This window comes from Pigmentiphaga sp. YJ18 (assembly GCF_038066655.1).
GTDB lineage: Bacteria > Pseudomonadota > Gammaproteobacteria > Burkholderiales > Burkholderiaceae_B > Pigmentiphaga.
Genome location: NZ_JBBUKU010000001.1, coordinates 1,533,580 through 1,547,239 on the forward strand (window position 1 = coordinate 1,533,580; position 13,660 = coordinate 1,547,239).

A 13,660-nucleotide genomic window follows, 5' to 3' on the forward strand; every position below is an offset into this window, starting at 1 on the left:
GACGCGCGGGCCGGGGGAATTTTTTCCATGGATGAACATGAAACTGGAAGAACGACATACCCTTGCCCGCTCGCGTGACGAGGTCTGGGGGGCGCTGAACGATCCGGGCGTGCTGAGAGCCTCGATCCCGGGGTGCGAACAGATCGAACTGGGCGAAGACGGCGCCTACCGCCTGGCGATGAAGGTGGCGGTCGGGCCGGTCAAGGCCCGTTTCTCGGGAACGTTGTCGCTGCTGAACGTCCAGGCGCCGGAGTCCTATACCTTGTTGTTCGAGGGGTCGGGCGGCGTGATGGGGTTCGGCAAGGGGAGCGTCGACGTCAGGCTGGAAGAACCCGCGGCCGATTGCACGGTGCTGGGATATCGCGCCCATGCCCAGGTCGGAGGCCGTATCGCGCAGGTGGGCGCGAGGTTGGTGGAGGGGGTCGCGGCAAAGATGGCGGCCGAGTTCTTTGCGCGCTTCGAGCAACAGCTGACCTCAAACGATAGGGGGGCCTGATCTCATGAAATTCTGCGATTTCGAATACGTGTCGCCTGGCAGCGTGGAAGAGGCCATCGGCTTGCTGGCCGCGAATCCGGGCGAGGCCAAGCTCATCGCCGGCGGCCAGAGCCTGCTGCCTACCATGGCCTATCGATTGGCCCGTCCCTCGATGCTGGTGGATCTCCGGCATCTGGACTCGTTGCGCGGGATAACGGTCGGCCCCGAGGGCGTGCGCCTGGGCGCGTTGACGCGGTGGCGCGACATCGAGGCCGATGGTCGCCTGGCGGCGGCGCATCCGCTGCTGCAGGAGGCCGTTCGCCATGTGGCCCATTACCAGATCCGCAACCGGGGCACGGTGGGCGGCAGCCTTGCGCATGGCGATCCGGCGTCTGAGTTTCCCGGCGTGGCGGTTTGCTGCGGGGCGACGATCGAGGTGAGGGGCGAGGCCGGCAGCAGGGAGATTCCTGCCGGGGCGTTCCATGTCGGGCCGCTCAGCACGGTGCTGGCCGATGACGAACTGATACTTGCCATCCGCTTTCCGCCGTGGCAGCCGGACGCACGATGGGCCTTCAGGGAGTTCTCCCTGCGCGACGGGGATTTCGCGCCTGCCGGCGTGATGCTGTGCTACCGGATGGAAGAGGGGGTGATGCATGCACCCAGGATCGGAGTCATCGGGGCCTGCGCGCAGCCCATGCGATTGCCAGGCGTGGAAGCCTGTCTGGATGGGCGAGAGCCGGGTGCCCGAGTCTTCCAGGAGGCGGCGCGCCTGGCGGCGTTGGAAGTAGAGCCTCCGGATGACCTGCACGCCGATGCCGGCTACCGGCGGGCGCTGCTGGGCACGCTGACGTTACGGGCACTGCACGACGCGGCACGGCGTGCTGTGCCCGCGTGACCGTCGTCTGAACGAGGAGCATCACCACATGAACATCGAATTCACGCTGAATGGCCAGCTCACGGCGGTCGAGGTGCCGGCACGGACTTCGTTGTCGGACTGCCTGCGCCACGATCTGCGCAAGACCGGCACGCACGTCGCGTGCGAGCACGGCGTCTGCGGTGCCTGCACCGTGATCGTCGACGGCGACGCCGTGCGGTCGTGCCTGATGCTGGCCGTCCAGGCGGACGGCTGCCAGGTCACCACGGTCGAGGGCATGACGCCGGTAACCGGCCTGTCCGCCTTGCAGGAGTCGTTTCACCGCCACCATGCCCTGCAGTGCGGGTTCTGTACGCCGGGGTTCCTGACGACGGCCCATGCGCTGCTGAGCGCGGAGCCCGAGGCCAGCCGCGACCGGATCCGCGAAGTGCTGTCGGGCAACCTTTGCCGCTGCACGGGCTACGTGAGCATCGTCGAGGCGGTCTACGACGCGCGCCGCGCGTATCAGGAAAACCGATGAGGGAGGACTGGGACATGACGAGCATGGAATCGGGAAAGCTGGTGGGGTCCTACATTCCCCGCGTCGAGGACTACAGGCTGTTGTCGGGGACCGGCTGTTTCGTCGACGACGTGCATCTGCCGGGCATGCTCCATGCCGCGATCCTGCGAAGCCCCGTTGCGCATGGCCGGCTGAAATCCGTCGATACCGCCGAGGCGTCGGCCATGCCGGGGGTGCACGCGGTCTATACGCATGTGGACGTCCAGGCGGCGCTGGAAGGCGGGGGCGTACCGAAGATGCCGCTGCGGCTGTCGCCGATACCCGAGCACGAACCGTTCGAACAGAGGGTGGTTGCCTGGGACAAGATTCGCTACGTGGGCGAGCCCCTGGCCATCGTCGTGGCCGACAGCGCCGCGCTGGCCGAGGATGCCGCGGAACGGATCGTGGCCGACATAGAAGAACTACCCGTGGTGCCCGACTGCGCGGCATCGATACGCGGGGATGTCTTGCTGTTCGAGTCCGAGGGATCGAACGTGCCGGTGACCTACACCGCGCAGAAAGGCGATGCCCGATCGGCGACGGGCGCCTATGTGCGGCGTGCGCGGTTCTCCACTCAGCGCCACAGCGCCGTGACCATGGAGGCGCGCGGGCTGGTCGCCTCCTGGGATGGCGAGCGGCGCCACATGACCGTCTACGGCGCGGCCAAGGTGCCGTTCGCGACGCGGCGCACGCTGGCCTCGACGCTGGGGCTGCCGGCCGAGTCGGTGGACATGATAGAGGTCGATGTCGGCGGGGGATTCGGCGTGCGCGGGGAGTTTTATCCCGAGGATTTCCTGGTTCCGTTCGCCTCCATGCGGCTGGGCAGGCCGGTCAAATGGATAGAGGACCGCCTGGAAAACCTCCTCGGTTCCAACCATTCGCGGCAGATGGAATGCGAGCTCGAGATCGTCTGCGAGCGCGATGGGCGGATCCTGGCACTGCGGGGCACGATCCTGACCGACTCCGGCGCCTATATGCGTTCGAGCGGCGCGGTGCCGCCGCGCAACGTCGCGCAGTTCCTGTCGGGCCCCTATGACATTCCGCATGTCCATATAGAGTCCTCGGCCTGCCTGACCAACAAGGGGCCGGTTGGCACCTACCGGGGGCCGGGCCGGTTCGAGGCGGACTACTTTCGAGAGCGGCTCATGGACATCGCCGCCGAGGAGATGGGGATCGACCAGGTCGAGTTCCGCCGTATGAACCTGGTGCGATCCAACCAGATGCCCTATCCCCTGGCGACGCTGGACAAACCGTGCAAGCCGGAGAACCTGGACAGCGGCGACTATGCCATCGCGCTGGAACGTTGCCTCAAGGACTTCGGCTGGGAGGAAAAGCGGAGCAAACAGGGGTGCCTGATCGACGGCGTGTACCACGGCGCCGCCGTGACGTGCTTCATCGAAGGAGGCGGAGGCGGCATACGCGAATGCGCCAGGCTCGAACTCGAGGCCGACGCGTCGGTGACGATCTACGTCGGTTCGACCAACCTGGGGCAAGGCCTCCTGACGATCCTGACACAGATCGCGGCCGACGAACTCGAGATGCCCATGCATCGCATTCGCGTCCTGCATGGATCGACGATCTACCTGCCCCAGGGCTTCGGGTCGTTCCACTCCCGGTCGACGGCACTGGGTGGCTCGGCGGTGCTGCTGGGTGCACGCAAGCTGCGCCAGGCGATCATCGACCGGTGTGCGGACCGGTTCGGATGTCCATCCGACCAGATCCGGATCGGCCCCGGGCTCGAGGTGGTCGCGGCCGGTGCCAAGATTGGCCCCGAGGAACTCGGAAAGATGGAGATCAAGGTGGACTCCGAGTTCGCCAGCCATGATCACACCTATGCGTACGGCGCGGCAGGGGCCTACGTGACCGTCGATCCGGACACGGGCAAGGTGACGCTGCTGGATTACTTCGGTGTCGAGGACATCGGCCGCATCATCAATCCGCTGACCGCCAAGGGGCAGGCGATAGGCGGTATCGCCCAGGGGCTGGGAGGCGTGTTCCTGGAACATCTGGCCTATGACGAGACCTGCCAGTTCCAGGCTGGAACGTTCGCTGACTACATGACGCCGACAGCCACCGATTTTCCGGTGATCCGCGCCATCGAACTGGAGAACTCACCGACGCCGCACAATCCGCTGGGTGCCAAGGGCTGCGGCGAAGGGGGCATCGTTCCGGTGGGCGCCGTGGTGGCCAACGCGGTGGCCAGTGCGTTGCGAGGACTCGGTGTGCGGCCTGATTCACTGCCGCTGACGCCCGTACGGATCTGGAGGATGATCCAGGAAAGCCGCCAGGGGCCTGGTTGAGGGCCGGCCCCAGCGGCCCCCGCTTTGCGGGGCCGCTGGGGGGCTAGCGGACGGCAACCACCGCCTCGATCTCGCAGGGGATGCCGTTGGGCAGCGAGTTGGCGCCCGCGGCCGTGCGCGCGTGGGTGCCGCGTTCGCCGAACACTTCGATGAACAGGTCGGAGCAGCCGTCGACGACCTTGAAGTGATCGACATAGTCCGCCGTCGCATTGACCAAGCCGAAGACTTTGATGATGTCGTCGACGCGGTCTAGGTCGCCCAGCGTATCTTTCATGGCGGCGATCAGCAGCAGGCCGACGTGGCGGGCGTGCTGGTAGCCTTCTTCCTGGGTCATGTCGGCGCCCAGCTTGCCTCGGGGCCGTACGCCGTCGTAGAGCGGGCCCTTGCCGGACATGAACATCAGGTTGCCGTGTCGCTTGGCGTGGACGAAGGTGCCGATGGTCTTGCCGATGGGCGGCAGCGTGAGGCCAAGTTCTTGCAGGCGGGTTTCTATGGACACGGAGAAGCTCCTTGGAGGCGGTGCGGCCAAAGCGGTATGGCCTTCATGGAAAGCCGGGCCGGCAGGATGGCCGTGCCGCTCCTGAAAAGCTTGCCCGACTGCGATGCTGCGGGCAAAGTATAGAAATGGGGGATGTGGACTGGATATAGCATCCCGTTGATTCCCGATATCGACGAAACCTATATTGCTTCTATGAATCTCGAGGAAATCGATCTCAATCTGCTGGTGGTGTTCAATCACCTGTTGGTCGAGAAGCGGGTGTCCGCGGTGGCCAGGAAGCTGGGGCTCACGCAACCCACGGTCAGTGGTTCCCTGAACCGGTTGCGCAAGCTGCTGAACGACGAGTTGTTCGTGCGTACCGCGAAAGGGATGGAGCCGACCGCCTTCGCATTGCATATCGCGGAGCCCATCGCCTATTCGCTCAGCACCATCCAGCAGACGTTGAGCGAGCAGGAAAAGTTCGACCCCGCGCGCAGCAGCCGCCGGTTCACGATCTGGCTCAACGACATCGGCGAGATCAATTTTCTGCCCCAACTGATGCATGTTTTCCGGCGGCTGGCCCCGGGCGTCTCGATCAGCACGCTGCGCAGTCCCGTCGGAAGTCTGCAGGAGGCCATGGAGAGCGGCGAGGTCGACGTGGCGATGGGGCTGCTGCCGCAATTGAAGGCCGGGTATTTTCAGCGCCGCCTGTTCAAGCAACGCTACGTCTGCATGTTCCGCCGCGGGCATGTCCTGGACAAGGGAGCGATCTCGCTGGATGAGTTCTGCGCGGCCGAACACTTGCTCATCATGCCGCCTTCATCCGGACATGCGCAGGTCAACGAGTCGATCGAGCGGCGAGGCTATCGGCGCACCGTACGGCTGGTTGTGCCGCACTACGTGCCGGTGGGGCATATTCTTTCGCAGGGACACGACCTGATCGCAACGGTGCCCGAGAGCTATGCCCGCCAGTGCGTCGAACCGTTCGGCATGGCCTACGTGGACCATCCCCTGGATCTGCCGGAAATCGATATCAACGTGTTCTGGCACGCGAAACTTCATCGCGATTCGGCCAACAAGTGGTTGCGGACGGTCATTTTCGAGACCTTTTCCGACAAACCCGCCGCGTGATACCCCCCATCAACCAAAGTTAATTGTCGCGGTGGCGCCGCCTGCAGATAATTTCTTCGACTCTGGAACGAAGGAAGGTCATGAGCGACGTGGTACGCGAGTATGGCAACGGTGCAGTGATGGGCGTGGCGGTTCCGCAGGCGAACCCCGTGGTCGAGCCCGAGCTGGCGGCGTTGCTGCCTGCCGGATTCTCGATGCTCGTCACCCGCCTGCAGGGCAGCCGCACGGATTCGCGCCAGCGGCTGATCGATTACCTGGCCAATCTGCCGGCCAGCCTCGATACCTACGACAGCGCCAAACTGGACGTGCTGGGCTATGCCTGCACCGGCAGCTCGTACCTGGTGGGCGCGGATGAAGAGCGGCGCGCGCTGGACGCCGCGTCGGCGCGCTTCGGCTACCCCATCATTTCCTCGGCGCAGGCGCTGCGCCGGGCCCTGGACCACCTGGGCGCGAGGCGGGTCGCTCTTTTCGCGCCTTATCCGCCGTTCCTGGTCGAGGCCAGCAAGCGCTATTGGGAAGCCGTGGGCCTCGACATCGCCGACTGCGCCTCGGTGTCGCTGGATACCAGCGACACGCGCGACATCTACGGCATCACGACTCCCCTGGTGATGTCTTCGTTCAGCCGGCTGCGCTGGCAGGACGCCGACGCCATCATGTTCACCGGAACCGGCATGCCCACGCTCAGGGCCCTGGTCGAAGTCTCGTCCATGACCGGCAAGCCTGTCCTGTCTTCCAATCTGTGCCTGGCCTGGGCCATGGTAAGGGAGGCCGGCGGCGCGGCCTACCTGCCCCCCGAGCGCGTGGGCGAGCCGCTCTACGGCGGGTGGGCCGCCCGCATTCCCGTCTAGTTTTCCCGGCGCGGCGGCGACCGCGCAACTTCAGGAGAATCGCATGAACGCTTCCAGACAAGCGTGGCATCGTCACGCCCGAATCCTGCTGGCCTGGACCCTGTCCGTGGCCGCGTTGTCCGCGGCCTGGGCGGCGGACTATCCCAGCCGTCCGGTCACGCTGATCGTGCCGTTCGCGGCGGGGGGGCCCACCGATGTCACCGCCCGCATCTTCGCGCGGGCCATCGCCCCGGAGCTGGGCCAGACCGTCGTGGTGGACAACCGGCCCGGCGCCGGCGGCACCCTGGGGGGCGGGCAGGCGGCGCGTGCGGCGGCCGACGGCTACACGCTGCTGTGGGGCGGCACCAGCACGCTGGCGGTCGCGCCAGCGCTGTATGCCTCGCTGCCCTACGACCCGCTGGCGTCGTTCCAGCCGGTCAGCCGGGCCGTGCGCGGACCGCTGGTGCTGGCGGTCAACAGCAAGCTGCCCGTGCGCACGGTCGCGGACCTCGTGGCCTTGGCCAAGGCCAGGCCCGGCAGGCTGAGCTTCGGCTCCGCGGGCGTGGGATCGATCATCCACCTGACCGGCGAGCTGTTCAAGGCGCGTGCCGGCATCGACCTGATCCATGTCCCCTACAAGGGCAACGCGCAGGTGCTGACGGATCTGACCGGCGATCACCTGGACATGGCGTTCATCGCCCTGGGCCACATGCTGCCTCACATGCACGACGGCGGCTTGCGCCCGATCGCCATTTCCAGCCTGGAGCGCAATCCGCTGGTCCCCGATCTGCCGACCCTGGCCGAAAGCGGCTATGCCGGGTTCGAGTCGCTCGAATGGTTCGGGCTGGTGGCTCCCAAGGGCATTCCCGCCGACGTGCTGGCCAGGCTGAACAGCGCATTCCGCCACGCCAGCCAGCATCCGTCGGTGCGGGCGGAAATCGCCAAGCTCGGCTACATGCCCGTGGACGAGACGCCGGAGCAGTTTTCGGCGGCGGTGGTGGCCGAAGGCAGGAAGTGGAAGCAGGTAGTGACGGATGCCAAGGTTTTGGTGGAGTGAAGGTATGACTGAAGAAGTGTTGTCCACCCCGGTCGCGATCGTGGGCGCCGGTCCGGTGGGCTTGTCCCTGGCGCTGGATCTCGCGTGGCGGGGTATCGACGCGGTGGTGCTGGAAAAGGAAGACGGGCATGTGACCCATCCGCGGGCCGGGTTCGTTTCCGTGCGGACCATGGAGTTCTTCCGGCGCTGGGGGATCGCGCAAGCGGTCCGGCAAAGCGGGTTTCCCGACGATTTCGCGCTTTCCATCGAGTTCTGCACCAGCCTGGCCGGCCATACGCTGGCCAGGGACGAGTATCCCGCGCTGGCGGCCATGCCGCTGCCCGAGTGGTCGCCGGAGAAGAAGCAGCGCTGCCCGCAGCACTGGCTCGATCCGGTCCTGAAGACGGCGCTGCGGGACAGCGGCCGCGGCACGATCCGGGTCGAGACGCGGGTCGATGGCTTCGAACAGGACGAGGAAGGCGTCCTGGTCCGCGCCACGGACCTGCGCCGGGATGCGCCGCTGACGATCCGGGCCGACTACCTGGTCGGATGCGATGGCGGGGGCAGCACGGTCCGGACCGGTCTGGGCATCGACATGGAGGGCAGGGGCCATCTGAACTATTCGATGAGCGTGCTGTTCTCCTGCCCTGGGCTGCTGGAGCAGTGCGGCAAGCAGGCCGCCGAGCGGTTCCTGCTGATCGGGCCGGAGGGAACGTGGGGCAACGTCACGGTGATAGACGGGCGCGACGTGTGGCGGCTGACCGTGTATGGCACGGCGTCGAAGTTCGACATGGATGCCTTCGACGCCAGGGCCTGGGTGCTGCGCGCGCTGGGCACGGACCGGATCGCGTTCGAGGTGGTGTCCATCCTGCCGTGGAAGCGGGCGGAACTGGTGGCCGAGAGCTACGGGCGCGGGCGGGTATTGCTGGCCGGCGATGCCGTGCACACGATGTCGCCCACGGGAGGCATGGGCATGAACACCGGCCTGGGCGACGTGGTCGACCTGGGGTGGAAGCTGCAGGCGATGATCGAGGGATGGGGCGGACCGGCCCTGCTGCCGGCCTACACGCGGGAGCGCAAGCCGGTGGCGGTAAGGAATGCCGCCTATTCGACCCACAACTACAAGACCTGGGTGTCGCCGCCGCGCTGCGAGTACCTGCTGGAGGACACGGCGCGGGCGGAAGCGGCGCGCCGCGAGATCGGCGCGCAGATGAAGCGCGCCACGCAGTACGAATGGCAGTCGTGGGGGTTGCAGATGGGATACGGCTACGACGAATCGCCGCTGTGCGTGGCGGACGGCACGCCGCCGGTTCCCGACGAATATTCGCGCTATGTGCAGACCGCGCGACCGGGGGCGCGCGCGCCGCACGTCTGGCTCGAGCCGGGACGGTCGACGCTCGATCTGTTCGGCAAGGGATTCGCGCTGCTGGCATTCGGCGCCGAGGCCATGGCCGAGGCGGCAAGGTTCGTGCGCGAGGCGGATCGCAGAGGGATGCCGCTGGCGGTGCACCGGATCGATTCCGGGCAGGCGGCCGAGGCGTATGGCGCGCCGCTGGTGCTGGTGCGTCCCGATGGCCACGTGGCGTGGCGGGGTGCCGAGGCCCGCGACGCGGCCCGGATCGTCGATATCGCGCGCGGCGCGCATTGAAGAGGAAGACGACATGTCGGAAATATGGGATCCGTTCATTCCCGAGCGAGACCGGGCCGCTTCCCGCCTGGCCGGCTTTGGCCGGCCGTCGGGGCTGGGCCGCCGCCCGGCGCTGTTGATCATCGACGTGCAATACCGCACGGCCGGGACGAGGCCCATGCCGTTCGAGCAGGCCGTGCAGGAGTTCGCCACGTCCTGCGGCGATACCGCCTGGCGGGCCATCGAGCACATCGCCGGCCTGCTGGCGCTGTTCCGCGCGAAGAACTGGCCGGTGCTGTATCCCCACGTCGCGCCCAAGTTCGCCTTCGACCAGGGGCGGTTGACGGAGAAGGTGCCGACCATGATGCAGGTGCCGGCCAAGGGCTACGAATTCGTGGAGTCCATCGCGCCGCGTCCGGGCGACGTGCTGTTGCCCAAGAAGCATCCCAGCGCATTCTTCGGCACCCCGCTGGCCAGCTATCTGGTCAATACCGGCGCCGATACGCTGGTGGTGACGGGATGCGCGACGTCGGGCTGCGTGCGCAGCAGCGTGGTGGACGCGTTTTCGTACAACTACCGGGTGGCCGTGCCTTCGGACGCGGTCTATGACCGGAACCAGGCTTCGCATGCCGTCAATCTGTACGACATGGCGGAGAAGTACGCGGACGTGATGGATACCAGGACATTGCTGGCGGCGCTCGAGGCCTTGTCGCCGGCGGCAGCACAGGAGGAAGCGAAGTGAAGACGTTCGAGCACGGCAATGATCGCTACGACTACAGCGCCATCGTCAACCGGCCTGTCTACGACTGGCCCGAAGGGCGGCGGCTGGCGGTCTATTTCGCCCTCAACATCGAGGGTTTCGAGTTCGGGCGCAACCCCGGCAACGATTTCACCTCCATGCCTTCGGCCCCCTACCATCGGGGCTATGCCTATCGCGACTACGGCAATCGCGTGGGCGTGTGGCGCATCCTGCGGGAATTCGAGTCGTTCGGATTTCCGTTGGCCGTGCTGGCCAATGGCTCGGTCTACGACGTCTGCCCGGAAGTCCTGGAGGCGTGCCGCCAGCGCGGCGACGAGATGGTCGGGCACGGACGCACGAACTCCGAGCGCCAGGCCGACATGCCGCCGGACGCCGAGCGGACCATGCTGGGCGAGGTCAAGTCGCTGTTCGAGCGGCATGAGGGCAAGGCGCCGGCCGGGTGGCTGGGACCGTTCATCTCGCAGAGCCCGAACACGCCGGAACTGCTCAAGGAACTGGGGTGGAAATACATGCTGGACTGGTGGTTCGACGACCAGCCGATGTGGTTCCGCACCAAGCATGGACCTATCCTTGCCGTGCCCTATCCGTCGATGGAACTCAACGATCTGCCCGCCTATGTGAACCGTGGCGCCAGCGACGAGGAATTCACGCGCATGGCCATCGATGCGTTCGACGAACAGCTCGAGGAATCGTCGCAATACCCGATGGTATATTGCCTGTCGCTGCATACGTTCCTGACCGGACAGCCCCATCGCATCAGGCAGTTGCGACGGATCCTGTCCCATATCGCCTCGCAGCGCCACCGGGTCTGGCTGACGACACCTGGAGCGATCGCCGAGCACGTCGCGGGCCTGCCGCCGGGCGTCGTTCCCAGCCGCTGAACGCGATGCCCCGGCGCCAGGCGCGCATCACTCCCTGTTCCGGGGCCCAGCATGGACATACGCCAGATACGCTGCTTCGTCGCGCTTTATGAAGAAGGCAGCATCACGCGCGCGGCCCGCCGGCTGCATGTCGTCCAGCCCGCGATCAGCCAGCAGATCAAGCGGCTGGAAGCACATCACGACGTGCAGCTGTTCAGCCGCGATCCGCATGGCGTGACGCCCACCCCCCTGGCACACGAGTTCTACCGGCATTGCATCCGCGTGCTGACCGAGCTCGAACGCGCCGGGGCGGTACTGGCGAGCGGCGCGGACCGGTTCAGCGGCAAGATACGGATCGGTGCGCAGGCGTCGTTCCACCAGTTCGTGATGGCGCGGGCGCTGGAGGCGTTCCGCGAGCGCCATCCCGAGGTGGAGTTCCTGTCCCGGGACGGATACCGCAGCGACCTGGTCAGTTGGCTGATCTCGGGCGACCTGGAGTGCGCGCTGCTGAGCACGACGCAGGACCTGCTCAACATGCAGACCCGGGACCTCTCCACCGAAGCCCTGGTGGTGGTCGGCCACCGGGATACCCTGGCGGACCGGGACCTGATGCGTGGGAATGAACTGGCCGGGTTCCAGCTCGTGCTGCCGTCGCGCTACAAATCCATGCGCAACCTGATCGATGCCCAGTTCGGACTGCAAGGGCTGGTCTTGCGGCCGCAACTGGAAATCGACTCCTTGCAGAGCCTGCTGCACGTCACGCTCAGGCCGGGGTGGCTGTCCATCATTCCCCCCATGGCCTTGTCGTCGGAGTTGTTCGGCGGCGCCCTGCGCAGCGTGGCCCTGGTCGAGCCGGCCATCCGGCGCAAGGTGGTCGTGGCCTGGCCGCGCCACAAGGCGCTGTCGGCGCCGGTGCACGGGTTCCTCGACATCCTGTCGGACATCCTGGCCGGGATTCCCGGGGTGGAGATTTCAGGCAGGTCCTGAGCCCAACGCGGCCTCGATATCCGGCCCGATCGATTCAGGCTTGTCCGTAGGCGCGTAGCGGGCGATGGGCGCGCCTGCGCGGTCGATCAGGAATTTGGTGAAGTTCCACTTGATGGCGCCGGTGCCCAGCAGGCCGGGCTTGGCGCTTTTCAGCCAGCGGTACAGCGGATGGGCCCCGTCGCCGTTGACGTCGATCTTGGCGAACATCGGGAAGGTCACGTCGTAGTTGAGCTTGCAGAAGTCCCGGATGCTTTCGTTGCTGCCGGGCTCCTGGTGGCCGAACTGGTCGCAGGGGAAGCCCAGGATTTCCAGGCCGCGCTCGCGGTAGGCGCGATACAGGGCTTCCAGGCCCGCGTACTGGGGCGTGAACCCGCATTGGGAGGCCACGTTCACCACCAGCAGCACCTTGCCACGGAAGCGGTCGAGCGGTACGTCGCGGCCTTCGATGTCCGTGGCGGAAAAATCGTGGATGGTCGTCATGGCGTGTCCCTGGCTGAGTGGCGGGCGCGCGCCCGGGCGGGGCGGCGCGCCGTTTCCGTGCCCTAGCGCACGAGCTGGTTGATTTCGATGATGGGCATCAGCACCGCCAGCACGATCAGCAGCACGAAGCCGCCCATCAGCAGGATCATCAGCGGTTCAAGCAGTGCCGTCAACGCCATGGCGCGCCGTTCGACCTCGCGCGACAGCGTCTGGGCCGCGCGTTCGAGCAGTTCGGGCAGGGTACCGGTCTTCTCGCCGCTGGCGGTCAGGTGCACAAGCAGGGGTGGAAAGGTCTTTTGTACCTGCAAGGCCGAGGCCAGCGAGACGCCTTCGCGGACGCGCGAGGTGGCGTCGTCCACGCTGACCCGCAGGCGGTCGTTGCCCAGGGTCTGGCGCGAGGCGTCCAGCGCCCGCAGCAGCGGCACGCCGCTGCCGGTCAGGATGGCCAGCGTAGAGGCGAAGCGGGCGGCGTCCAGGCCCAGGATGAAGCGGCCGGCCAGCGGCATTTTCAGCAATCGGGCATGCCAGGCCAGTCGCGTTGCCGGCGTGCGCAGCATCATGCGCCAGCCGGTGATCGCGGCGGCGAAGGCCAGGGCGGCCAGCCATCCCCAGCTGCGGACGAAGTCGCTCAGGCTCAGCATGACGCGGGTCAGCATGGGCAGTTCCTGGCGGGCCTGCGAGAAGGCGCTGACCACCTGCGGCACGACGTAGCCCAGCAGGAAGATGACGATGCCGATCGATACCAGGGCGACCACCGCGGGATAGATGAAGGCCGTCAGGACCTTGATCCGCAGGGCGTTGCGTTCCTCGATGTAGTCGGCCAGCTTTTCCATGACGTGCGCCAGGTCGCCGGATTCCTCGCCCGCGGCCACCAGCGCGCGATAGATCTCGGGAAAGTCGCGCGGCCGCGTCGCCAGCGCGTCGGCCAGCCGGTGGCCGGCCCGTACGTCGGCGCGCACGGCGGACAGGACCTCGGCGACGTGCTTCTTCTCGGACTGCTCGGCCGTTGCCGTCAGCGCCGCGTCCAGCGGCAGGCGGGCCTGCAGCAGGCTGGCCAGCTGGCGCGTGGCCCAGGCCAGTTCCGAGTCGGACATGCGCGCGCCGAACCAGGCGCGCGATCCACCGCCGCTGCGCTGGGTGCCGGCTTCCTCGACCGCGAGCGGCGTCAGCCCCCGCGCCCTAAGCTGGGCGCGCGCCGCGCGCGGGCTGTCCGCGTCGATCAGTCCGCGATCGAGCTTGCCCAGTGCGTCGGCGGCTTCGAAGCGATACGAAGGCATGTCAGCCTTT

14 protein-coding genes are annotated in these 13,660 nt (G+C 66.9%); 11 read left to right on the forward strand and 3 right to left on the reverse strand.

From position 1 onward, the window contains the following. The first annotated feature begins 37 nt into the window (after positions 1-37). From WKR98_RS07485 to WKR98_RS07500, 4 genes are read left to right on the forward strand one after another with little or no spacing between them, the layout of a single operon-like run. Positions 38-496 carry a CoxG family protein gene (locus tag WKR98_RS07485; protein ID WP_341432527.1) on the forward strand — a complete coding sequence of 153 codons (459 nt, stop codon included), beginning with the start codon at positions 38-40 and terminating at the stop codon, positions 494-496. A gap of 4 nt (positions 497-500) precedes the next feature. Further along, entirely contained in the window at positions 501-1,370 is an 870-nt protein-coding gene (locus WKR98_RS07490; protein ID WP_341432528.1) for an FAD binding domain-containing protein, read from the forward strand. Between the two features lie 28 nt (positions 1,371-1,398). Continuing rightward, the gene (locus WKR98_RS07495) at positions 1,399-1,869 is read left to right on the forward strand and encodes a (2Fe-2S)-binding protein (RefSeq protein WP_341432530.1); all 471 of its coding nucleotides are present in this window, start codon (positions 1,399-1,401) and stop codon (positions 1,867-1,869) included. A 14-nt stretch (positions 1,870-1,883) separates the two neighbouring features. Continuing rightward, positions 1,884-4,187, forward strand: coding sequence for a xanthine dehydrogenase family protein molybdopterin-binding subunit (locus WKR98_RS07500; RefSeq protein ID WP_341432532.1), 2,304 nt, complete (start codon positions 1,884-1,886; stop codon positions 4,185-4,187). Positions 4,188-4,230: 43 nt separating this feature from the next. Here the strand turns inward: WKR98_RS07500 and WKR98_RS07505 are convergent, their stop codons facing one another. Further along, positions 4,231-4,686, reverse strand: coding sequence for a RidA family protein (locus WKR98_RS07505; protein WP_124687543.1), 456 nt, complete (start codon positions 4,684-4,686; stop codon positions 4,231-4,233). Positions 4,687-4,842: 156 nt separating this feature from the next. Here WKR98_RS07505 and WKR98_RS07510 point away from each other — a divergent pair, with 156 nt between their 5' ends. The 7 genes from WKR98_RS07510 (at position 4,843) to WKR98_RS07540 (ending at position 11,893) form a co-directional block, all read left to right on the forward strand. Then, positions 4,843-5,796: a LysR family transcriptional regulator gene (locus tag WKR98_RS07510; RefSeq protein WP_341432534.1), complete on the forward strand. Its 954-nt coding sequence runs from the start codon at positions 4,843-4,845 to the stop codon at positions 5,794-5,796. A gap of 80 nt (positions 5,797-5,876) precedes the next feature. Then, positions 5,877-6,644, forward strand: a complete 768-nt coding sequence (locus tag WKR98_RS07515) for a maleate cis-trans isomerase family protein (RefSeq protein ID WP_124687544.1) — start codon at positions 5,877-5,879, stop codon at positions 6,642-6,644. Between the two features lie 43 nt (positions 6,645-6,687). Then, complete coding sequence (locus WKR98_RS07520; RefSeq protein WP_124687545.1) at positions 6,688-7,680, forward strand: Bug family tripartite tricarboxylate transporter substrate binding protein; 993 nt, start codon at positions 6,688-6,690, stop codon at positions 7,678-7,680. Between the two features lie 4 nt (positions 7,681-7,684). After that, positions 7,685-9,307: an FAD-dependent monooxygenase gene (locus WKR98_RS07525; protein ID WP_341432535.1), complete on the forward strand. Its 1,623-nt coding sequence runs from the start codon at positions 7,685-7,687 to the stop codon at positions 9,305-9,307. 13 nt (positions 9,308-9,320) lie between these two features. Beyond that, on the forward strand, positions 9,321-10,028 hold the full coding sequence (locus tag WKR98_RS07530) for an isochorismatase family protein (RefSeq protein WP_124687547.1): 708 nt from the start codon (positions 9,321-9,323) through the stop codon (positions 10,026-10,028). Then, positions 10,025-10,927, forward strand: coding sequence for a polysaccharide deacetylase family protein (locus WKR98_RS07535; protein ID WP_341432536.1), 903 nt, complete (start codon positions 10,025-10,027; stop codon positions 10,925-10,927). The genes WKR98_RS07530 and WKR98_RS07535 overlap by 4 nt, the downstream gene beginning before the upstream one ends. A 51-nt stretch (positions 10,928-10,978) precedes the next feature. Next, positions 10,979-11,893 carry a LysR family transcriptional regulator gene (locus WKR98_RS07540; RefSeq protein WP_124687549.1) on the forward strand — a complete coding sequence of 305 codons (915 nt, stop codon included), beginning with the start codon at positions 10,979-10,981 and terminating at the stop codon, positions 11,891-11,893. Here WKR98_RS07540 and WKR98_RS07545 read toward each other — a convergent pair. Together WKR98_RS07545 and gspF are read right to left on the reverse strand one after the other, a co-directional pair. Further along, positions 11,879-12,373, reverse strand: coding sequence for a glutathione peroxidase (locus WKR98_RS07545; RefSeq protein ID WP_341432537.1), 495 nt, complete (start codon positions 12,371-12,373; stop codon positions 11,879-11,881). The genes WKR98_RS07540 and WKR98_RS07545 overlap by 15 nt on opposite strands. Positions 12,374-12,435: 62 nt before the next feature. Further along, entirely contained in the window at positions 12,436-13,650 is a 1,215-nt protein-coding gene (gene gspF, locus WKR98_RS07550; protein ID WP_124687551.1) for a type II secretion system inner membrane protein GspF, read from the reverse strand. Positions 13,651-13,660: the final 10 nt, after the last annotated feature.